The organism is Novosphingobium aromaticivorans DSM 12444, from assembly GCF_000013325.1.
In the GTDB taxonomy this organism is placed as follows: Bacteria; Pseudomonadota; Alphaproteobacteria; order Sphingomonadales; family Sphingomonadaceae; genus Novosphingobium; species Novosphingobium aromaticivorans.
The window spans coordinates 262,236-282,183 of the sequence record NC_009427.1 but is presented as its reverse complement, the minus strand read 5'-3'; the positions used below and the strand labels follow the sequence as shown (position 1 = coordinate 282,183).

Sequence of the window (19,948 nt, the reverse complement as noted above, 5' to 3'; positions counted from 1 at the left end):
TTGCTGCGTATGTTTGCTAAGGCAGGTAGCGGCGTGGCCGGTCAGACGAAGTCCACCGTCCTCGTCTCGACCGGCGCAAGCGGTGCCCTGCCCCGGATCGCGTCGGAGATCTTTTCGGCGATCATGATCGTGGGCGCGTTGGTGTTTCCGCCGATCAGGTTCGGCATGACCGATGCATCGACCACGCGCAGCCCTTCAAGGCCGATGACGCGGCACTGGCTGTCGACCACCGCCATCGCATCGCCTTGCGTGCCCATGCGGCAAGTGCCGACAGGGTGATAGATCGTCTCGCCGGTGCGGCGCACCCAGGCGTCGATCTCTTCGTCGGTCTGCACGTCGTTGCCCGGCCAGATCTCCTCGCCGCGATAGGGTGCAAGCGCAGGCTGCGCCGCCACCTCGCGCGCGATGCGGATGCCCGCGCGGACAGCGCGGCGGTCTTCCTCGGCGGCCATGAAATTCGCCAGGATCGAGGGATCGGCATATGGGTCCGCCGAGGCGAGCGATACCCGCCCCCGGCTTTCTGGCCGGAGCTGGCAGACGTGGAGCGTGAACCCGTCGCGCTTGACCGAACGCTTGCCGTGTTCCTGCATGATGGCCAGCACGAAGTGGATCTGGAGGTCCGGACGGTCGAGATCGGGCCGCGACTTGAGGAAGGCTCCCGCCTCAAGCCCGTTCTGCCGTCCCGCGCCCTTGCCGGTCAGCAGGTATTGCAGGCCGACCTTGAGCTGGCCCAACCCCTTGATCTCGTTGTAGATCGTGATCGGCTGCGTGCAGGCCCAGTTGAGCGTTACGTCGAGGTGGTCCTGGAGATTGGCCCCCACGCCGGGCAGGGGATGGACCGGCGCGATACCATGCCTTGCCAGTTCCTCCGGATCGCCGATCCCCGAAAGCTGCAGGATCTGCGGCGATTGCAGGGCACCCGCACAGACCAGCACTTCGCGCGCGGCATGGGCGCGGCGCACCGGCTTGCCCTTGCCAAGGCTGTACTCGACGCCGGTGGCGCGTCCGCCCTCGACCACGACACGGTGGACGCGCGCCCCGGTGACGATCGTGAGGTTCGCCCGCTGCCCCGCGACCGGCGCGAGATAGCCGCGCGCGGCGCTCCACCGCTCGCCATCGTGGATGGTGAGCTGGTAGCGACCAAAGCCTTCCTGGTCAGCGCCATTGAAATCGGGGGTGACCTTGTGCCCGGCCTGGCGGCCTGCCTCGATCACGCCGCGATAGAGCGGGTGGTCCGAGCGCTCGCCCCAGCTTACCCGCAAGGGGCCGCCCGCGCCGTGGAAGGCATCCGCACCGTCGCAGAAGTCCTCGGCGCGGCGGAAATAGGGCAGGACCTCGGCGAAGGACCAGCCTTCGAGGCCCATCTGCCGCCACTGGTCGTAATCGCGCGCGTGGCCGCGAATATAGACCATCCCGTTGATCGCCGAGGAGCCGCCCAGCCCGCGCCCCCTTGGATGCCACATGCGGCGCCCGTCCATGTGGGGTTCGGGGTCGGACCAGAAGCCCCAGTTGTGGCGGCTTTTCTTCTTGATCAGCGTGCCGACGCCAGCGGGCATGCGCACCAGCAGCGAGGTGTTGGCACCGCCCGCCTCGAGCAGAAGGACCCTGCTTTGCGCGTCTTCCGACAGGCGGGCGGCGAGCACCGCCCCCGCGCTGCCGCCGCCGATTACGATGAAGTCGAACTCGCCCGCTGCCTCGGCCATCCCGTATCCCTGTGTCTGCGTCTTTTCGTTACTGACACAGGGGTAATTAATCGGGCGGTTAAATGCAAGCGGCGGCGAGGCCGTGTATCAGGGGCTGTGGATCAGCGGGCCGTGGATCAGAATGCCGTGGCTCCGCCGTCCACGACCATCGCGTGGCCGGTGACGAAGCTGGCGGCGGGCGAGCAGAGCCAGACAACCGCCTCGGCGATTTCCATGGCAGAGCCCATGCGGCCCATCGGCGTCATCGAATCCATCAGCGCCTTGATCTCCGGGTTCTGGACCAGGGGGGCGGTCATCGGGGTCTCGATCACGCCCGGGCACACCGCGTTGACGCGGATGCCGTTCTTGGCCCAGCGCAGCGCGCCATGGCGGGCAAGGCCGACGACGCCGTGCTTGGCGGCGGTATAGGCCGGCTGCGAGCCGTTGCCGACGAGGCCGTTGATCGAGGCGGTGTTGACGATCGCCCCGCCGCCGCGCTCAAGCATGACAGCCGATTCCTCGCGCATGCAGCGCATCACGCCCGAAAGGTTGATCGCGATGTCGCGTTCCCAGATCGCGTCGTCGTACTGGTCGTCGGTCACGCGGTTGATGCCGGCGTTGTTGAATGCGCAATCGAGGCCGCCGAACGTGTCGACCGTGGCCTTGACCATGGCCTTGACCTCGTCCGCGTTGCTGACGTCACAGCGCACGAATGCGGCCTTGCCGCCCGCCGCCTCGATCAGGGCGACGGTCTCGGCGCCGCCGGCCTCGTTCACGTCGCTGACCATGACGCTGGCGCCCGAGCGGGCGAAGACCTGCGCCGCAGCGCGGCCGATGCCGCCGCCCGCACCCGTGACCAGCGCCACCTTGCCATCGAGGCCGTAATTGATCGCCATATCCGAATCCCCTCAACTATATCGTAGGCTATTGATTAGAGGATAACGCAAATGAAGGTCAATCACGGCATTGAATTTGTCATTGCGGAATCATTCTGCCGCCTCCGCCGCAAAATCCTTCGCGGCACCTAACGATACATGAACCCCGTTCACGCGGCGCTGGAACTCCCCCGCACGCTCGCGCGGGTTGTAGAACTGGCGATGCCAGATGCGCTCCTTGTGGAAGGGGCCGTCGCCCGCGACCTGCAGGATCGAGATCGCCGGTTCCTTGTACTTCCACAGCTCGAAGTCCTGGGCAAAGGCTTCAAGCGCGGTGTCCTGATAGGCGCGCGCCAGGGCGACCCCGGCATCGTCCGCCGCCTTGTCGGACACCCGCACCGCAAGCGCGTACCAGACCCGCACCTCGCCATCCTCGACCGGCGTGTTGCAGATCATGATGACCGAGGGATGCTGCCCCTCCATGCGCGAGAGCAGGATGCCCGGGCCGGTGTACCAGGTATCGTTGACCAGCGCCTGATCGCTGCCGACCAGCGTGCGATGGCCGGAACACAGGCGCTGCGTGATGATGTGATCGTGGAATCCGTTCTCGAAGCGGATAATCTCGGTGCTGCCGTGAACGGGGCGGAAATGGGCGAGGTCGGCCATGTTGTCGACGATTTCCTGCGGATGGATCGGCAGGGTGCCGAGATGGTCCAGCCGCCAACGCACCCATCCTTCGCCCTCCATGTCCCATTCGGCGAAGTCGGGCAGGTCGAATTCCGGATCGCCGCCCTCCATGTCATGCCACATCCACACGCAGCCGGCCTTCTCGACGACCTTGTGCGACTTCACGCAGGCGGCCTTGGGGATCGGCTGGGTAGTATAGGGGATGTCATCGCACTTGCCTTCGGGCGTATAGCGCCAGCCGTGCGCCGGGCACCGGATAGCATCCCCTTCGACATGGGTGCCGTCCTTCACCACGTAAGAGGTGGTGTTGCGCCCCAGGTGCACACGCATGTGCGGGCAATAGGCGTCGAGCAGGACGACCCGCCCGCTGCCCTTGCCGCGATAGAGCACCATTTCCTTGCCGAAGAAACGCACCGGCTGGGGCGTGGAGGTGACCTCATCGGCCACCGCCACCATGAACCAGCCGCGGGGGAAGGTGAGCGGGCCGAGCCCGTATTCCGCTGTCGTCGCCATTGCATCCACTCCCCGTCGATCAGATGAAGCTGTCCATGTTCGGCGCGCCGAGCAGCACGCCGCCGAAATTGCGGCCGACCTTGGCCGGATTGTTGGCCACGTGGGTCCGTCCGGCATGGATGTCGCAGAAGATCCGCGAAAGCGGCCGGTTGCGGAAAATTCCCTCCGCGCCAGAGGCGTGGAAGATGCGGCTGACCAGCGCGGCGCAGCGTCCAGACACTTCGGCCGACTGGTAGCGATAGGTGAGGCGGGTTTCGACATCGGCCTGCCCTCCCGCGCGCGCGACATCCATCAGGTGATCGAAATTGCGATTGAGCGTGGCCTTCATCTCGTCGATCGCGGAGGCCGTCTCAGCAATCAGTTCCAGCGTTGCCGGGTCCTGCGCCGCGCTGGAGGCGTCGTTGTGCGACACGCGGCGCGCACCCGCCTCGCGGAACAGGTCGAGCGCGCCCTGGAGCGCACCTATCGACGAGGAGGAAACCGCGCGGACGAAGACCTGGCCGAAGGGCAGGCGGAACAGCGGCGCGTCGTTGGTCTTGAGACCGGGACTGGTGACCGCGAAGCCATCCTTCGAGCGGTGCATCCGGTAAGCCGGAACGAATGCGTCCTCGACCACCACGTCGTGACTGCCGGTCGCGCCAAGACCAACCGTGTCCCAGATCGGCAGGACGGTGAAGTCCTTGCGCGGGATCAGGAAGGTCACGAAATCCGGGCGTCCGGTTTCAGGATCGGTCATCTGGCCGCCGAGGAAGGCCCATTCGCAATGGTCGATGCCGCTGGAAAAGCCCCAGTGGCCCGAGACGCGATAGCCGCCGTCGACGGGCACGACCTTTCCCTTGGGCATGTAGGACGAGGAAATCAGCGTCGCCGGATCGTCGCCCCAGACGTCTTCCTGCGCGCGCGGATCGAAAAGGGCGAGCTGCCAGTTATGGACCGCCACGACGCCCAGCACCCAGGCCGACGACATGCAGCCTTCGGCAACCTTCATCTGCACTGCATAGAAGGCCTGCGGGTCCATCTCGTAGCCGCCATAGCGGGCGGGCTGGAGGATGCGGAAGAAGCCGGCATCCTGGAAATCGCGGATCGTCTGCGCGGGAATGCGGCATTCGCGCTCAGCCTCGGGCGCGCGCTCGCGCAGGGTCGGCACCATCGCGGCCGCGCGGGCCACGAGGTCTGCCACGGTCGGCGTCTTTACGGCTTGTGCTTGTGCTAGTGTCATTGTCGCTCTCCCGGGTGTTGCAGGATGAATGTTCAGGCCGCGTCGGCCATTGCTGCCTTCTCGTCGGCGCCGAAGCCGACGCTGAAATCGTGACCCCACAGGCTCACTTCGGTGAATTCGAACTCGGTGTGCCGGTCCCAGTCGAGCTGGAGGCCGCCAAAGCCGTATTCGAGCGCGAAACCACCCGGCGTCATCACGTAGAAGCTGGTCATGTGATCGTTGGTATGCTTGCCCAGGGTCGCCATCATCCGCGCCCCGGACCGAAGCACGCGGTCATGCGCGCGGCCGACATCGTCGAGCGTCGGCACTTCGACCATCATGTGGACGCAGCCCGCAGGCACCGGGCCTTCGAACAGCGCAAGACTGTGGTGGCGCGCATTGGCGCAGTGCATGAAGTCTATGCGCATGGCCGGGCCGCCCGGTCCCAGCGGGCGGTGAACCATGAAGTCCGACACGCCAAGGCCAAGCACGTCGACAAGGAAATCGCGCGTTGCGTCGATCGCCGGCGCGGGCAGGACGACATGGCCGTAACCCAGGTCGCCGGTGACGAAGCGGTCCACTCCCTGCGGCGAGCGGAAGGGCTGGAATGTGGAAACCGGCCCCCACGACAGCTCGTGCCGGTTGCCGGCCGGATCGGCCAGCCAGACCATGGCGCTGACATGGCGCAGTGCGCATTCGGCCCCGGTGCCGTGGGTGAAGGTCACGCCTTTCGCGGCAAGATCCTCCAGCGCCTTTTCGAACTGGATGCGCGAGCGCAGTTCCCAGCCGGTGGCGAAATAGCCGTCCTCTGCGCCCGAAACCACGAATACCCGCCCTGCCCGCTCATCCAGGCGCAACGCGGTGCCGCCCGGCACCTCGACCGCGGCAAAGCCGGCGATGTCCTCGGCAAAGCGGACCCATACGTGCGGACGGGTGGCCGTGACCACGCTGTAGGCTAGCGCCGCAATTTCCACCGGTCGGTCTCCTGTGCCGTTCTGCAATGCGCACATGATGACGGTCTGCGTGGATGGAGGAATTGACGAGAATCAAATGCGTTGTGAATTTCGCGTATTCGGAATCCATTCCAAATACGCAAATATGTGCTCGTAACTTCCAAATGCCGCATTACCCAGCAACGAAAGTGCGGCGGCGGAACGCACACGGGACAAGCGATGAGGGCTTGCGCCAAACCGAACGGTTGAGTACCGTTCGGCAAAAGAAAGGGAGATGCGATGACTGCCAGCAAGCCCGAGGCGCCCGTCGGATTCGACGCCGACCTGCTGATCCGCGACGGAACCGTGATCGACGGATCGGGCGCAGCGCCATTTACCGGCGACGTGGCCATCAAGGACGACCGGATCGTCCATGTCGGCCCCGCGTTCCGGGGCAGCGCAGCGCGCACCATCGACGCACAGGGCCTGATCGTCACCCCCGGCTTCGTCGACATCCACACCCACTATGACGGGCAAGCCGCATGGTCGGACACGCTCTCGCCAAGCAGTTCGCACGGGGTGACGACGGCAGTGCTTGGCAATTGCGGCGTGGGCTTCGCGCCGTGCAAGCCCGAGGATCGCGAGGCGCTGATCCGGCTGATGGAAGGCGTCGAGGACATTCCCGGCGTGGTCATGGCCGAAGGCCTGCCGTGGGACTGGGACAGCTTCCCGTCCTATCTCGACGCGCTTGCCGCACGGCGGCGTGACATCGACGTGGCCTGCCTGCTGCCGCACAGCCCCTTGCGCGTATGGGTCATGGGCGAAAGGGCCATTGCGCGCGAGGAGGCGACCGAAGCCGATCTTGCCGAAATGCGCCGCCTTGCACGCGAAGCGCTGGACGCGGGCGCCGTGGGGTTCGCGACCTCGCGGCTCAACATCCATCGCACCAAGAGCGGCGACCTGATCCCGACCTTCGGCGCCGACACGCGCGAGCTTGTCGCCATCGCAGGCGCGTTGGCCGATGCGGAGACGGGCGTGTTCCAGGCGGTGCTGGACGCGCCGTTCACCGCGTGGGACGAGGAAATGGGACGATTGCTGGCGGTTGCCGAGGCCGCGGGCCGTCCGGCAACCTTCACCCTGGGCGTCGCCAACAGCGGGGCCGCCAACTGGAAGCCAGCCACCGACCTTGTCGATGCAGGCCGGGCGCGCGGGCTGGAGATCTGGCCTCAGGTCCTGCCCCGGCCCATCGGCATGATTTCAGGCTGGGCGCTGTCGACGCACCCGTTCTGCCTGTGCCCGTCCTACCAGGCCATTGCCGGCCTCCCGCTGGACGAGCAATTGCCGACATTGCGCGACCCCACCTTCCGGGCGAAGCTGATCTCCGAAGTGCCGCAGCCGGGCCATCCGCTGGCCATGCTGACGCGCATCTGGGACTGGATGTTCCCGTTCAACGACCCGCCCCAGTACGAACCGGCGCGCGAAACAAGCATCGCCGCACAAGCCAGGGCACAGGGCCGTTCGTGCGAAGAGGTGGCCTACGACCTGCTGATGGAGCGGGAGGGCAACGGCATGATCCTGAACACGCTGGGCAACTTCCTTGAAGGCAAGCTCGATGCGCTGCTCGAACTGATGCGGCGCGAGGATACCGTGATCGGACTGGGGGATGGCGGCGCGCACTATGCGGCGATCTGCGACGCCAGTTACCCGACCTTCATGCTGACCTACTGGGTGCGCGACCGGGCAGGCGAAAGGCTGACGCTGCCCGAGGCGGTCGAACGACTGGCGGCGCGACCGGCGCGGGTCATGGGCCTGGAGGATCGCGGACTGCTTAAGCCCGGATACAAGGCAGACCTCAACGTGATCGACCTGGACCGGCTGACGCTTCACGCGCCGGTGGTGAAGCACGACCTGCCGGGCGGCGGGCGCAGGCTGGACCAGACCGCGACGGGATATGTCGCCACGGTCGTCAACGGACGGGTGATCCGCGAGCACGACCAGCCGACCGACGAGCGGCCGGGCCGGGTGGTGCGCGGAGCCCAGCACGCGCAGCGCGCGGCGGTGCCGGCCTGACCGGTCAGGCCGCAGGCGGTTCGGCCAGGGCGAGGACGGTAACGCTGCCGTCCTCGTTCACCTGTTCGGTCAGCATCGAGATGACGCGGCTGACGGTCTCGACGATCCACCAGCGGCCATCGCGCTTTTCATAGACGTCGTCATATTCGACCGCGAGCCGCACGACCTGGCGCGGACCGGTGAGAATAGTGCGGAAGTTGAGCGACCATTTGCCGGTTGCGCGTTCCGGTCCGGCAAGGTCGATCTGCCAGTTGGTGGCGTGGTGGATATCGTAGACGCCGCCGTTGCAGGCCATCTGGCGGTAGATTTCGACGAAGGCGTCGCGGTCGTCGAATTCGGGGAAGTTCTGGTAGGCGATGCGGATCTTGCCGGGGGCGAAGCAATCGCGCACGTCCTCGACCTCCTTGAGATCGCAGGCGCGCAGGTAGCGGGCCTTGAGCGCGCGGATGGCTTCCTTGTCTTCCAGGACGCCGAGGCGGGCGGCGATGTCTTCGAGTGTGGCGGTCACTGTGGCTCTCCCGATGCATTGCCGATGATTCGGCTTTATCGCTGTATATACGTGCGCAAAGCTTTGCCAAATTCGAGAATGAACGCCGAAACGCGCAATCATCGCAGCCTGCTTCCATCGAGAAAGATCGACACGCAACGCCGCGCGTGCGCGGCGACGCCAGCCGTGCCGGGCAGGGCCATGCCCACGAGCATGGCATTGTGCAGCGGGGAAAGCGCCATGGCCACGAACAGCATCGTCCGCTCGGTCGAGGCTTCCTCCTCCAGCCCCTGCCCGCGCAAATATGCAGCGAGCGGCTCGACCATGAAATCGAAGTGGCCGCGCTGGATCGAGCCTGCCAGTTCCGGAAATTCCGCCGCCTCGCGCAGGAACAACGCGCCCATGCCGTAGCTGTCCTCGCACGTGAGTTCGCGATGAAGTTCAAGGACATAGCGTTCGAGCGCGGCGCGCGCGTCCTCGCCGGCCTGTGGCTCGATGCGCGGGAATCGTTCGGCGCCCAGCATGACGCAGGCGCGGAACAGCGCCTCCTTGTCGGAATGCCAGGCATAAAGCGTGCGCTTGGTTACCCCGGCAGCGGCGGCGACTTCGTCCATCGTCGTCGCGCGGTAGCCCCGGCGCACGAAGATGCCGCGCGCCACCTCGAGCAGGTGGGCCATGCGCAGGCGCGTGGATTCGGCCGATGGCCGGCCCCGTCGCCCGCTGCCCGAAGTGCTGTTCGCATCTGCCTTCACCGCATCTCCCTGCCCGCTCGCACGGCGCTCGTAAATCCCGCTTGATTAATATACTGCACAGTATACCATAGCAAGCGAACCCGCACTTTGGCGGGAAATGGGAAGAGGAGACCGGCCATGGCCGGAACAGCCAAGATGCGCCTCGCGCGCGTCCACGGGCCGGGCGACGTGCGACTGGACGAAGTGCCGGTGCCGCATTGCGGGCCCGGCGAGGCACTGGTGCAAGTTGCCGCCTGCGGGGTCTGCGGAAGCGACCTAGGCTATATCGCGCAGGGCGGACTGGGCGGCGTCGAGCCGCTGTCCGCGCCGCTGCCGATCGGGCACGAATTTGCCGGAACCGTCGTTGCGGTGGGCCAATGCGTGACGAGCGTGGCGCCGGGAATGCGCGTCGCGGTGAACCCGGACCGCGCCTATATCGGCGGTGGCGGGCCGGACGGTGCGATGGCGGCCTTCATTCGCGTGGCCGGAGCCGAAATCGGCGAAACGCTGTTCCCCCTGCCCGACCACCTGCCCTTTGCCGAAGCATCGCTGGCCGAACCGCTTTCGGTGGGCCTGCACGGCCTGCGGGTGGCCGGAGCGAAAACGGAAGACCGGATCGCGATCCTGGGCGCGGGCCCCATCGGGCTGTGCGCGCTGGTCATGGCACGACACCTTGGGGCGCGCGACGTGGCCATCTTCGACCGCGTGCCGGAACGGCTGGAGCGTGCCAGGGCGCTCGGCGCGGGGCTGGCGGTGGATGTAACGCAGGAGTCGCTGACAGAAGCGTTGGCGCGGTTCCACGGATCGGGCGAGCGGTTCGGGGCGAAGTTCGTGGGCACGGACGTGTTCGTCGATTGCGCCGGGTCGGCGGCGGCGCTGGAAGAAGTTGTCGCGGTGGCGAAGTACCGCGCGCGCATCGCGGTCGTCGCGCTGCACCACAAGCCACTCGCGCTCGACCTGTGGCGGATGATGGCTAACGAGATCAGCCTTGCAGGCTCCATCGCCGATGCGCGCTCCGAAGAGTTCGGCGAGGCAGTGGCGATGCTGGCGGCGGGGGGGCAGGCGCTGTCCCCGCTCATCAGCCACCGCTTCGACTTCTCCCGCTTTCACGAAGCCCTTGCCGTGGCCGCCGACGGCGCACGCGCGGCAAAGGTGATCCTGACCTTTCCGGAGGCCGCATGAACGCCGCCACACCCAGGCTGATCCACATCGACGACATGGCCGATCCCGTCGTCACGCCCGAACTTGCCGCGTGGCGCGAGGGGCCGGACGACTTTCCCTGCCCGATGACTGCCGACGAAGTGCTGGCGCGCGCGATGGCGGAAACGGGGCTCGACGACTTTGGCGAGGATACCGGCTTTCGCACCCGGCTCGGCGTGATCCTCGACGCGCTCTACGAGGACGAGGGACTGACGCGGGGCGGCCGCGTGTTCGTGCTGCAACAGGCGGTGCGCGCGATGGCCAACCGCCTGCGCGTGGAAGACCTGATCCGGCGCCACCCTGAAATCCTCGACGTGCCAGTGGAAAAGCCGATCTTCATCGCCGGCCTGCCGCGATCAGGCACGACGCACCTCGTCAACTGGCTGTCGCGCGACGACCGGCTGGACAGCCTGACGCTGTGGGAATCGGAGGAACCGGTCGCGGGCCCGCCCCTGCCGCCGGGCGAGACCGATCCGCGCATGGCCCGTTCTGCCGCGTACTGGGGAGCGTTCGGCGCGCTCGTTCCGCACATGACGGCGATGCACGAGATGGCGGCGAACGACATCCACGAGGACAACGAACTGCTGTTCATGGATATGAACTGCTACAACTGGGAGTTCTCCTGCCGCCTGCCGCGCTGGACCGCGCATTACCTCGCCCATGACCGGACGGCGTCCTACGCCTACGAGCGCAAGGTGCTCCAGGCCATAGCCTGGCAGCGGGGCAGGAAGAACGGCGTCCGCTGGCTGCTGAAATCGCCGCAGCACATGGAAAACCTCGCCGCGATCAAGGCGGTGTTCCCCGACGCGACGATGGTCATCACGCACCGCGATCCGGTGGACGTGCTGCGTTCGCTGACCACGATGCTGGGCTATTCGGACCGGACCCGGCGCGACCCTGTCGACCCGCCGGGGCTGGCGCGGCTGTGGACCGGGCGGATCGAGAAGCTGCTTCGCGAATGCGTGGCGCAGCGCGACGCCTTCGGGCCGGAGCAGTCGATCGACGTCGCGTTCCACGAATACATGGCCGACCAGGAAGGCATGGCCCGGCGCATCTACCGCCTCGCCGGGCTGGACCTGCCGCCCGAAACAGAGGCGCGCCTGCTGGGCTACCTTTCGGAGAACCCGCGCCATGCCCAGGGCAAGGTCGTCTACGATCTCGAAGGCGTGTTCGGGGTCGACATTGCCGCGCTGCGCGAACGCTTTGCCTTCTACTACGAACGCTTCCCCGTGAAGCAGGAGAACTGAGATGTCCGCTTCCGATACTGCAACAGAGCGCCTGCTTTCCGGCCGCGCCTGGGACGATTTCTGCGACACGCTGAAGGTGGCGGGGCGGCACATCGAAGCGGTGGACGGACCGCTTTCCGACCTCGACCGCGCGGAATGGTACCGCTTCATGACCCGGCTCGCGCGGTCGAGCATGGAGCGCCTGCTGGAGAACGCCGAGCCGACCCGCCCGCGCCTGCGCGACATGGTGTGGCGCCAGTCGATCAACGTCCAGACGGTCGACCAGGACCACCTGATGTGCCAGTTCGACGAAGCGCGCGACTATCTGATCACCGGCACGCGCGGCACCATCCCCTATTTCGTGATGGCGCTGTGCACCTGCCCCGCCCCTGCGGTACCGGGGGCCGAGGACTGGGCCGGACAGGGCGTGGAAGGGCTGGCGCGGTTCGATCCGTCGAACCTCAAGACCACCGGCTTTCTCCATTCGGGCCAGATGAAGATCGAGGCCGACGGCAGCTTCGAGGTCGTGCTTTCGCAGAACGATCCGGGCGAGGGGCGCAACTGGTTGAAGCTGACGCCGGACACGAACTGCATCCTGATCCGCCTCGTCTGGTCGGACCGCCTGCGCGAGACGGCACCAGCCATGAACATCGCGCGGGCCGACAAGGCGGAGCCGGAACCGGTCACCCCGGCCCTGATCGCGGACAACCTGGCGTGGACCGCGCAGGCAGTGCTGGGCTATGCCGAACTGGTCCGCAACTGGTGGCAGGGCAGCCAGGGCAACTTCGCCGCGCGGCTCAACCGGCTAGACTACAGCCGCGCACAGTACCTTTCCAACGGCGGCGTGCCCGACCGGCACGTGGCCTTCGGCGGCTGGGAAAAGGGCAAGGACGAGGCGCTGGTGATCGAGTTCACCCCGCCCGAGTGCGAATACTGGAACTTCCAGCTCTGCAACGTGTGGCAAGAGAACCTCGACACGTTCGAGGACGGCAACGGCTGGATCAACAACTACCGCCACGTGGCCGAGCGCGACGGGCGGGTGCGGGTGGTGATTGCGGAATCCGATCCCGGCATCGGCGGCAACTGGATCAACAGCTATGGCCATGAACGCGGCATCTGGGGTCTGCGGCTGGTCCTGACCGAACGGACCGTGCCGGTGAACCTGTGGCGCCTGCCGCTGGCGGCACTGGAAGCGCGCGGGCGGGACGCACTCGATCCGGCGCAGGCGGTTCTGACCGGGCAGTTCGTGGACTGATGGCGCCCCCTCCCCTTACCCCGGCAGACCTCGTGTTCTGCCCTGCGCCCTTCGGCCACGTACCGCTGCTCGACCGGCTTGCGCCCGCAGCGGCGGCGGGCTTTTCCGCGATAGCATTGCAGCCAAGCGATGTCTGGACGGCAGAGGCCATGGGCCGCAGCGCGGCAGAACTCGCTGCACGCATCGCGGACGCGGGGCTGACCGTCGCCGAAATCGACTGCACCGCCTGCTGGATGGAGCGCCAGAAGACCGGCGACGACAGCGAACTTGGCAAGCTTCTGCGCGGCCTGACACCGGACAAGGTGGTGGCGACGGCCGCGCGGATCGGCGCGCGCTCGGTCGCGGCGATCGATCTGTCACCCACGCCCGCCCCGCTCGACGAGGCCGCCGAGGCATTTGCCGCACTGTGCGATCTGGCCGCCGAACACGGTCTTCGCGCGCACATTGAATTCCTGCCGGTGGGAGGCATCCGCAACCTTTCCGAAGCATGGGCCATCGTGCGCGAGGCGGGCCGACCGAACGGCGGTTTGACGATCGATGCCTGGCACTTCTTCCGCAGCGGTTCGACGCTGGAGGAACTGGCCGCGCTGCCGCCGGAGCACATCCACGCCGTGCAGCTTTGCGACGCACCGGCAGAACCGCAAGCGGACCTCTGGGCCGAACTGATGAGCGCGCGGCTTCTGCCGGGCGAAGGCGCGCTGGATGTCGTGGGCCTTGTGCGCACCCTCGACCGGATGGGCTCGCGCGCGCCGTTCGGCATCGAAGTCTTCAATAGCCGCCAGCAGGACCAGACAATTGCGCAGGTTGCGCAGGACTGGGCCGAAGCGGGCCGAGAAATCCTTGAAAGGGCAAGAGGAAACCCATGAGCAATCAATTACCCGGCGCGGTCGTCGTCGGCACCGGCTTCGGTCTTTTCACCCACGTCCGGGCCCTGCGCGAGGCGGGATTCGAAGTGCGCGCCATCGTCGGCCGTGATCTGGAAAAGACGCGCGCGCGCGGAGCGCCGCTGGGCATCCCGCTTGCCTTGAACGATCTGGAGAAGGTGCTGGCCGACGATCCGGCAATCCGCCTCGTCACCGTCGCGACGCCGCCCCATGCGCACTACAGCCCGGTCATGCAGGCGATTGCCGCCGGCCGCGCGGTCATGTGCGAGAAGCCCTTTGCCCGCGACCTGGCCCAGGCGCGCGAAATGCTGGCGGCAGCGGAAGCGGCGGGCGTGTCCCACGCGCTGGGCGCCGAATTCCGCTATGACAGCGCGCAGGCGCTGCTGGCCCGCGTGGTGCGCGACGGCGCGATCGGCGCGCCGCTCATGTTCCACCGCATCTACCAGCAACCGGGGGGCGACCCCAACGAACCGCTCGCCGACTGGTGGCTCGATGCCGCGCAGGGCGGCGGTTTCCTTGGCGCGTTCGGCACGCACATGATCGACCAGGCGCGCACCACGGTGGGCGAGTTCGCGGCGGTGAGCTGCGTTCTGCGCAAGCTTTCGCCCGGACGACCGACGCAGACCTCGGACGACTATTACGCGATGCAGTTCCGCACCGCGTCTGGCTGCATGGGACATCTCGAGGCGGCGCTGTGCTTCCCCGGACCGTTCGTCATGTCGACCAAGGTCGCCGGGACGAATGGTGCGGCATGGATCCAGTCGGGCGCGGCATTCGGCGATCCGGAACAGGTCTGGGTGCAGGACGCCAACGGCGCGCGCGCCATCGAAATGCCCGCCGAACTGATCAACCCCGCGCCCGAGCCCTTCCCCATCGGCGAACTGGTTCAGACCGAGATGGACCGCTGGCATAGCCAGGGCTTCGACGTGGCCCCTTATGCCAAGCTGTTCGGCCAGTTGAAGGCGAAGATCGAGGGGCGCGCGCCGCCCCTGCCCGACCCTGCCGGCGATTTCCGCGATGCCGCCGCCAACCAGGCGATCCTCGATGCGGCGCGGGTTTCATCAGCCGAAGGACGCTGGGTTGAAGTGGAGGCTGTCTGACATGGGACCGAAGCATGATTTTGCGGGCGCGCACGTCCTCGTCACCGGCGGCACGAGCGGCATCGGCGCGGCAAGCGCCGCCCTGTTCCGCGATGCCGGCGCGCAGGTGACGATTACCGGCACCCGGGGCAGCGCGGCAGAGTATGACGCCGACCTGTCGGGCTACCGCTATCTCCAGCTCGACATCGAGGACAAGGACCGGATCGATGCGGTGGCGGCGGCGCTCCCCCGGCTTGACGTTCTGGTCAACAACGCGGGCTTCGCGCTGCCTTCGATCGGATTGGACGAATGGGAGCCGGACGTGTTCGACCGCGCGGTGAACATGCTTCTCAACGCCGCCTTCCGCATGGCGCGGCGCACCGTCGACCTCCTGGCGCAAAGCGCGGTGCCGGGCGGCGGATCGGTGATCGGGGTAGCATCGATGTCGAGCTATTTCGGCATACCGGTCGTGCCCGGCTATGGCGCCGCGAAGACGGGCCTTGTCGGCCTGACGCGCACGATGGCAGCCAACTGGGGACCGCGCGGGGTGCGGGCCAATGCGGTTGCGGCCGGTCTGACCCGCAGCAAGATGACGGCGGGCACCTTCGAACAGGAAGCGTGGACCGCGCCGACGCTTTCGCGCACGCCGCTAGGCCGGCTGGGCGAAGCGGACGACATCGCGCAGGCGATCCTGTTCCTGGCAAGCCCCGCCGCGTCGTGGATCACGGGCCAGACGCTGGCCGTGGACGGCGGCTACACGATTTCGGGATAAGACGGACCGGCAATCCGCTGTCGGGCGGGCAGGGGATCGCTCCCCTGCCCGCCGGCATGCGTCGTCAGAACTTGACGCCGACGGTGACGCCATAGGTGCGCGGATCGGCATAGTAGCCGCCACCGTAGCCGAGCTGGCCGAAGTCGATCGCGCGGACGAGATCGTGGCTGTCGGTCAGGTTCTTCACCCACAGGCGGATCACGCCTTCGCCCCCGCCGAGCGGGATGCGGTCGATCGCGACCTGCGCGTCGACGATGTTGCGATCGTCACCCTTCAGAATGTCGTTGTAGGGCGATGAGATCGTGTTGGTGAAGCTGTACTTGCCGTCCTCGTAAGTATAGCTCACCCGGCCGGTCAGGCGCATGCCGTTGGCCGAAAGCGGGAACTGCGCATTGAGCGCGGCATTCGCGGTGAACGGCGAGGTATAGCCCGGCGTCGCGTAGGCGGCGATATCGACCAGCGGCTGGTTCGCCTCGACCGGCAGGCCGGCGAGGAACTGCTTGTACTTGATATCGACGTAGCCAAGGTTGCCTTCGACCGTGAAGTTGTCGGTCAGGACAGCCGTCAGCTCGGCCTCGACGCCGGTGTAGGTCACCTTGCCGGCGTTGGTCACCTTGGTGGCGAAAGTGCCCGGCGCAAGGTTGGTGATCGGCACGTTGACCGCCAGGTCCTTGTACTCGTTGTAGTACCCGGCGAGGTTGAAGCGGACGCGGCGGTCGAACAGCTCGGACTTGAGGCCGAGTTCGTAAGACGTGACGTTCTCCGGCTTGAACGAGGGCAGGACGCCCTCGACTGCCGGGTCCTGTGCGTTGAAGCCGCCGGAACGATAGCCGGTGGCGATGCGCCCGTAGAGATTGATGCCGTCCGCGACATCATAGCCAAGCATCAGGTTCCAGGTGAACTTGCTGTAGCTTGCGTTGCCGACGTCCGGGGTTTCCGGAACGGTCGCGCCGTTCTGGAAGCGGATCATCTTCTTGGTATCCCAGGTATAGCGACCGCCCGCCGTCAGGCGGATGCCGCTGTCCTTGCCGCCGGGATAGAACGTCGCCTGCCCGTAGATCGCGGTGCTTTCGGCGCTGGCGGTATAGCGCAGGACCGACTTCGTCTGGACCAGCCGGTACTGTGCCGGGTTGGCCGCCACGAACAGCGGGCCGAGCGGACCGAAGTTCTGCGTGAAGATGGAATTGGTATCAAGGACGTAGCCGCTGTTCTGCGGGTTGTCCTCGGACCCCTTCTCCCAGAAGTAGAAGCCGCCCACGACCCAGTCGAGCATGTCGCCCTGGTGGCCGATCTCGACCTCCTGGCTGAACTGCTTGTGGCGGCGCTTGTTGTTGGTGTCGAAGAGGTTCTGCTGGATCGTCGGCACTGTGGCCGCAGCGATGAACGGGCGCGCGGCTTCAGGGATCGACGGGATGTACTGGAGCAGGCCCACCGGCATGCCGTTGAACAGCGAAGCGTTGGTGAAGGCCGGGCCGGTGAAGGCGCCGATGCCGTCGAGGTCGCTCGTGCTGTCGTTGTTCCAGAAGCGATAGCCGGTGGTCGACTTCACGCGGAACGCACCGAAGTCGTTCTCGACCTGGAGGTTGTGGCCCCAGGCCTTGTCGGTCGAGCGGCTGTTGATGTCGTTGCAGACGGTGTCGCGCCACTCGCGCGTCGGCGCGGCCAGCGCCTCGCAGCGCGGATCGAGGAAGGTCACGCCTGCCAGGTACTGCGAGACAGGGGCCTGCTGGGTGACGACGATGGGCACGCCGTTCACCACCAGCGGCGGACGGACCGTGCCGTCGGCCACGTTGGTCAGCTGGAAGTTGATCGGCGAGGCGTCAATCTTGCTCCAGTCGAAGATGTACTGGATCGATCCGGTCCCGCCGATCTCGGCCTTGGCGGCAACGCGGAAGGAATCGCCCTTGCGCGCGCCGGGATCGCGCGCGTCACTCGGCTCGTTGAGGTTGTCGACCACGCCGTGGCGTTCGCGGTGGCTATAGGTGAAGCTGGTCGAAATGCCGGCAATCTCGCCCGGATCGAGCGTGATCTTGCCGTTGAAGGCGTTGTAGTTGCCATATCCGGCTTCCGCGGAGAGGCGGAAGTCCTTCGACGGCGCGCGCGAGATGAAGGCGATGCCGCCGCCGGTGGTGTTGCGGCCGAACAGCGTGCCCTGCGGGCCGCGCAGCACTTCGACGCGGGCAACGTCGATCACGTCGAGCGCGCTGCCACCCGAGCGTGCGATGAACACGCCATCGACATAGAGGCCGTTCGAGGTGTCGAGGCCGAAGGTTTCCGACGCCGGGGTCGGAATGCCGCGGATCGAGATGACCGCCGCGTTGGCGTTGGTCGTGCCCTGGACGATGGTCACGTTGGGCGCGAGGCCGGAAATGTCGCGGGCATCGCGGATGCCGAGCGTCGCGACCTTTTCGGCGCTGATCGCGCTGATCGCCACAGGCACGTCCTGCAGGTTCTGCTCGACCTTCTGCGCGGTGACCACGATCTGCTCGAGCTGGCCCTGGTCCTCGGTGGCCTGCTGGGCCGGATCGGCGGCGGCGTTCTGGGCCGCATGGGCGACGCCCGCGATGCAGGCGAGGCTGGCGCCAAGCATGAGGCGCACGGCGCGCGAGGCTGCAAACGACATGGAAACTCTCTCTCTCATCACGACTCCCCCGTGAAACCTGCTTTGTGGGGCGGCTACATATCGATTGCGTAGAATGAGGCAATACGAAATACGCATACAGACCTGTAGCGTTAGGTCTAAGATGCAAGGCGTAGTCGTCCTGCATACGATGTCCGCATTCCGGAAAGCCGCAGAAATCCTTGACTTGGACCGCAGAGGGATGCGATTTTGCGAAAATCATTTGCGTAAAAAATGGTATGTTGCGCCTAAAAACGCATCGTAGTATGCATCTTTGCACAACCAAGGCGCATATAAATTGCGCAAATGTCAAGTCTATCGGGAGAATGGAATGCCGGGCCTCGTCGACAGGATCGGATTCGTCACGCGCACTGCGCCCGGCGTCGCTTGCATGGCACGGCAGAACTGAGCGATGGCCACACCTGCATCCACCGCCGCCTTCGCGACGATGACCGCCGGCGGCAAGCCGCTCACCAACCGCTGGCTGGCCTTGGCGCTGCTGGTTCTCGTGGCGGTACTCAACTACGCCGACCGCTTCCTGATCTCGGGCCTGGCCGAACCCATCAAGGCGCACTTCGGCATCGGCGACGCGATGATGGGCCTGCTTATGGGCCCTGCCTTCGCACTGCTCTATGCCGTATTCACCCTGCCGATCGCGCGCCTTGCCGACCGCCGCTCGCGCATCCTGATCATTGCGGCCGGATGCGGCGTGTGGAGCTTCTTCACGATGCTGTCAGGCATGGCCGCCAGCGCCAACATGCTGGCGCTGGCCCGGGTCGGCGTCGGCATCGGCGAGGCTGCATACCAGGCGCCTGCCGCGGCATTGATCGCCGCCTATTTCCCGCCGCACGAACGGGGCCGCGCCTTCGCACTGCTGGGCACGGCCATCTACGTCGGCCAGATGACCGGCCTTGCCGGTGGCCCCGCAATCGCCGCGACCAGCGACTGGCAGACGGCCTTCCACGCGCTGGGCATCGCCGGGATGGTCGTGGCGGCGGCAAGCTTCCTCGTCATCCGCGAACCCGCGCGCGAGGCGGCCGACAAGGCGGCGCCCGTCCTGCCGATGGGAACGACGCTGCGGCTGCTCATCTCGACACCCTCGGTACGCTTCCTTGCCACCATCATGGCGCTCGGCTCGCTTTCGGGCGTGACCTTCGGGATGTGGGGCCCTGCCCTGTTCGAGCGCTCGTACGGCCTGACCACGCAAGAGGCGGGGACGACGTTCGCGCTGACTTTCGGCCTGCCGGGATTGCTCGGCGTGCTGGGCTTCGGCTTTCTGGCCGACCGTCTTGGCAAGAACGATCCGACCATGCAGCTTCGGCTTACGGCGTTCGCGCTGGGCGGGGCTACGACGGCGATCCTTGCCGTTACCTGGACCGACAGCCTCCTGCTCGCCCGCCTGTTCGCCGTGCCGGCAGGACTGCTGGGCGGGGGATGGTCGGTCGGCGTTCTGGCGGGCCTGCAATATCTGCTGCCCAATGCCCATCGCGCCACGGGCACCGCGCTGGTCCTGCTGATCGCCAGCATGTTCGCAACCGTTCTCGGCCCGGTCCTTGCCGGACAGTTGAGCGACTGGATCGCGGGCGCCGGCCCCCACGGGTTGCGCATCGGCCTCAGCGTCGCGATCCCGACCGGATACGTCGGCGTCTGGGCCGCGTTCCGCACCGTTCACGCGCTGAACCGCGACCGCGAGGCCCTGGCGCAAGCCTGACGGGGGCTCCCGGGCCGGGTCCGGAG

16 protein-coding genes are annotated in these 19,948 nt (G+C 66.7%); 8 read left to right on the top strand and 8 right to left on the bottom strand.

Going from position 1 to position 19,948, the window contains the following annotated elements:
• Window positions 1–41: 41 nt before the first annotated feature.
• The 5 genes from SARO_RS19130 to SARO_RS19110 all read right to left on the bottom strand — a co-directional run bounded on the left by SARO_RS19130 (window position 42) and on the right by SARO_RS19110 (window position 5,965).
• Window positions 42–1,703 carry a choline dehydrogenase gene (locus tag SARO_RS19130; protein WP_011906897.1) on the bottom strand — a complete coding sequence of 554 codons (1,662 nt, stop codon included), beginning with the start codon at window positions 1,701–1,703 and terminating at the stop codon, window positions 42–44.
• A 116-nt stretch (window positions 1,704–1,819) separates the two neighbouring features.
• Window positions 1,820–2,578 carry an SDR family NAD(P)-dependent oxidoreductase gene (locus SARO_RS19125; RefSeq protein ID WP_011906896.1) on the bottom strand — a complete coding sequence of 253 codons (759 nt, stop codon included), beginning with the start codon at window positions 2,576–2,578 and terminating at the stop codon, window positions 1,820–1,822.
• A gap of 90 nt (window positions 2,579–2,668) precedes the next feature.
• Window positions 2,669–3,757: a Rieske 2Fe-2S domain-containing protein gene (locus tag SARO_RS19120; RefSeq protein ID WP_011906895.1), complete on the bottom strand. Its 1,089-nt coding sequence runs from the start codon at window positions 3,755–3,757 to the stop codon at window positions 2,669–2,671.
• A 19-nt stretch (window positions 3,758–3,776) separates the two neighbouring features.
• Complete coding sequence (locus SARO_RS19115) at window positions 3,777–4,976, bottom strand: flavin-dependent monooxygenase (protein ID WP_011906894.1); 1,200 nt, start codon at window positions 4,974–4,976, stop codon at window positions 3,777–3,779.
• A 32-nt stretch (window positions 4,977–5,008) separates the two neighbouring features.
• The gene (locus SARO_RS19110; protein ID WP_049759562.1) at window positions 5,009–5,965 is read right to left on the bottom strand and encodes a VOC family protein; all 957 of its coding nucleotides are present in this window, start codon (window positions 5,963–5,965) and stop codon (window positions 5,009–5,011) included.
• A 222-nt stretch (window positions 5,966–6,187) separates the two neighbouring features.
• Between SARO_RS19110 and SARO_RS19105 the strand changes: the two genes are divergently transcribed.
• Window positions 6,188–7,957, top strand: a complete 1,770-nt coding sequence (locus tag SARO_RS19105; RefSeq protein ID WP_011906892.1) for an N-acyl-D-amino-acid deacylase family protein — start codon at window positions 6,188–6,190, stop codon at window positions 7,955–7,957.
• 4 nt (window positions 7,958–7,961) lie between these two features.
• Here SARO_RS19105 and SARO_RS19100 read toward each other — a convergent pair whose 3' ends face one another.
• Both SARO_RS19100 and SARO_RS19095 read right to left on the bottom strand, forming a co-directional pair.
• Window positions 7,962–8,465: a nuclear transport factor 2 family protein gene (locus tag SARO_RS19100; RefSeq protein WP_011906891.1), complete on the bottom strand. Its 504-nt coding sequence runs from the start codon at window positions 8,463–8,465 to the stop codon at window positions 7,962–7,964.
• Between the two features lie 98 nt (window positions 8,466–8,563).
• Window positions 8,564–9,196, bottom strand: coding sequence for a TetR/AcrR family transcriptional regulator (locus SARO_RS19095; RefSeq protein ID WP_011906890.1), 633 nt, complete (start codon window positions 9,194–9,196; stop codon window positions 8,564–8,566).
• A gap of 117 nt (window positions 9,197–9,313) precedes the next feature.
• Between SARO_RS19095 and SARO_RS19090 the strand changes: the two genes are divergently transcribed.
• The 6 genes from SARO_RS19090 to SARO_RS19065 are packed head-to-tail and all read left to right on the top strand — an operon-like array spanning window position 9,314 to window position 15,591.
• A complete protein-coding gene (locus tag SARO_RS19090; RefSeq protein WP_011906889.1) occupies window positions 9,314–10,357 on the top strand; it encodes a zinc-dependent alcohol dehydrogenase in 1,044 nt (347 codons plus the stop codon).
• Entirely contained in the window at window positions 10,354–11,622 is a 1,269-nt protein-coding gene (locus SARO_RS19085; protein ID WP_011906888.1) for a sulfotransferase family protein, read from the top strand. The genes SARO_RS19090 and SARO_RS19085 overlap by 4 nt, the downstream gene beginning before the upstream one ends.
• Before the next feature lies 1 nt (window position 11,623).
• Window positions 11,624–12,856 carry a DUF1214 domain-containing protein gene (locus SARO_RS19080; RefSeq protein WP_011906887.1) on the top strand — a complete coding sequence of 411 codons (1,233 nt, stop codon included), beginning with the start codon at window positions 11,624–11,626 and terminating at the stop codon, window positions 12,854–12,856.
• Window positions 12,856–13,722, top strand: a complete 867-nt coding sequence (locus tag SARO_RS19075) for a sugar phosphate isomerase/epimerase family protein (protein ID WP_011906886.1) — start codon at window positions 12,856–12,858, stop codon at window positions 13,720–13,722. Before SARO_RS19080 ends, SARO_RS19075 begins: the two co-directional genes overlap by 1 nt.
• Window positions 13,719–14,840: a Gfo/Idh/MocA family protein gene (locus SARO_RS19070; protein WP_011906885.1), complete on the top strand. Its 1,122-nt coding sequence runs from the start codon at window positions 13,719–13,721 to the stop codon at window positions 14,838–14,840. Before SARO_RS19075 ends, SARO_RS19070 begins: the two co-directional genes overlap by 4 nt.
• Window position 14,841: 1 nt before the next feature.
• Window positions 14,842–15,591 carry an SDR family NAD(P)-dependent oxidoreductase gene (locus SARO_RS19065; protein ID WP_011906884.1) on the top strand — a complete coding sequence of 250 codons (750 nt, stop codon included), beginning with the start codon at window positions 14,842–14,844 and terminating at the stop codon, window positions 15,589–15,591.
• 64 nt (window positions 15,592–15,655) lie between these two features.
• Here the strand turns inward: SARO_RS19065 and SARO_RS19060 are convergent, their stop codons facing one another.
• Window positions 15,656–18,214, bottom strand: a complete 2,559-nt coding sequence (locus SARO_RS19060) for a TonB-dependent receptor (protein ID WP_234007482.1) — start codon at window positions 18,212–18,214, stop codon at window positions 15,656–15,658.
• Window positions 18,215–18,623: 409 nt separating this feature from the next.
• On the opposite strand from SARO_RS19060, the gene SARO_RS19055 reads away from it, so the two are divergent.
• Window positions 18,624–19,922 (top strand): MFS transporter, encoded by a 1,299-nt coding sequence (locus SARO_RS19055; protein WP_011906882.1) that lies wholly within the window; start codon window positions 18,624–18,626, stop codon window positions 19,920–19,922.
• Window positions 19,923–19,948 lie beyond the last annotated feature (26 nt).

Coding starts and splice junctions, on each gene's coding strand:
- SARO_RS19080 (WP_011906887.1), top strand. CDS start 11,624: ATGTCCGCTTCCGATACTGCAACAGAGCGCCTGCTTTCCGGCCGCGCC.
- SARO_RS19085 (WP_011906888.1), top strand. CDS start 10,354: ATGAACGCCGCCACACCCAGGCTGATCCACATCGACGACATGGCCGAT.
- SARO_RS19055 (WP_011906882.1), top strand. CDS start 18,624: ATGGCCACACCTGCATCCACCGCCGCCTTCGCGACGATGACCGCCGGC.
- SARO_RS19130 (WP_011906897.1), bottom strand. CDS start 1,703: ATGGCCGAGGCAGCGGGCGAGTTCGACTTCATCGTAATCGGCGGCGGC.
- SARO_RS19090 (WP_011906889.1), top strand. CDS start 9,314: ATGGCCGGAACAGCCAAGATGCGCCTCGCGCGCGTCCACGGGCCGGGC.
- SARO_RS19070 (WP_011906885.1), top strand. CDS start 13,719: ATGAGCAATCAATTACCCGGCGCGGTCGTCGTCGGCACCGGCTTCGGT.
- SARO_RS19060 (WP_234007482.1), bottom strand. CDS start 18,214: ATGTCGTTTGCAGCCTCGCGCGCCGTGCGCCTCATGCTTGGCGCCAGC.
- SARO_RS19105 (WP_011906892.1), top strand. CDS start 6,188: ATGACTGCCAGCAAGCCCGAGGCGCCCGTCGGATTCGACGCCGACCTG.
- SARO_RS19120 (WP_011906895.1), bottom strand. CDS start 3,757: ATGGCGACGACAGCGGAATACGGGCTCGGCCCGCTCACCTTCCCCCGC.
- SARO_RS19125 (WP_011906896.1), bottom strand. CDS start 2,578: ATGGCGATCAATTACGGCCTCGATGGCAAGGTGGCGCTGGTCACGGGT.
- SARO_RS19065 (WP_011906884.1), top strand. CDS start 14,842: ATGGGACCGAAGCATGATTTTGCGGGCGCGCACGTCCTCGTCACCGGC.
- SARO_RS19075 (WP_011906886.1), top strand. CDS start 12,856: ATGGCGCCCCCTCCCCTTACCCCGGCAGACCTCGTGTTCTGCCCTGCG.
- SARO_RS19110 (WP_049759562.1), bottom strand. CDS start 5,965: ATGTGCGCATTGCAGAACGGCACAGGAGACCGACCGGTGGAAATTGCG.
- SARO_RS19115 (WP_011906894.1), bottom strand. CDS start 4,976: ATGACACTAGCACAAGCACAAGCCGTAAAGACGCCGACCGTGGCAGAC.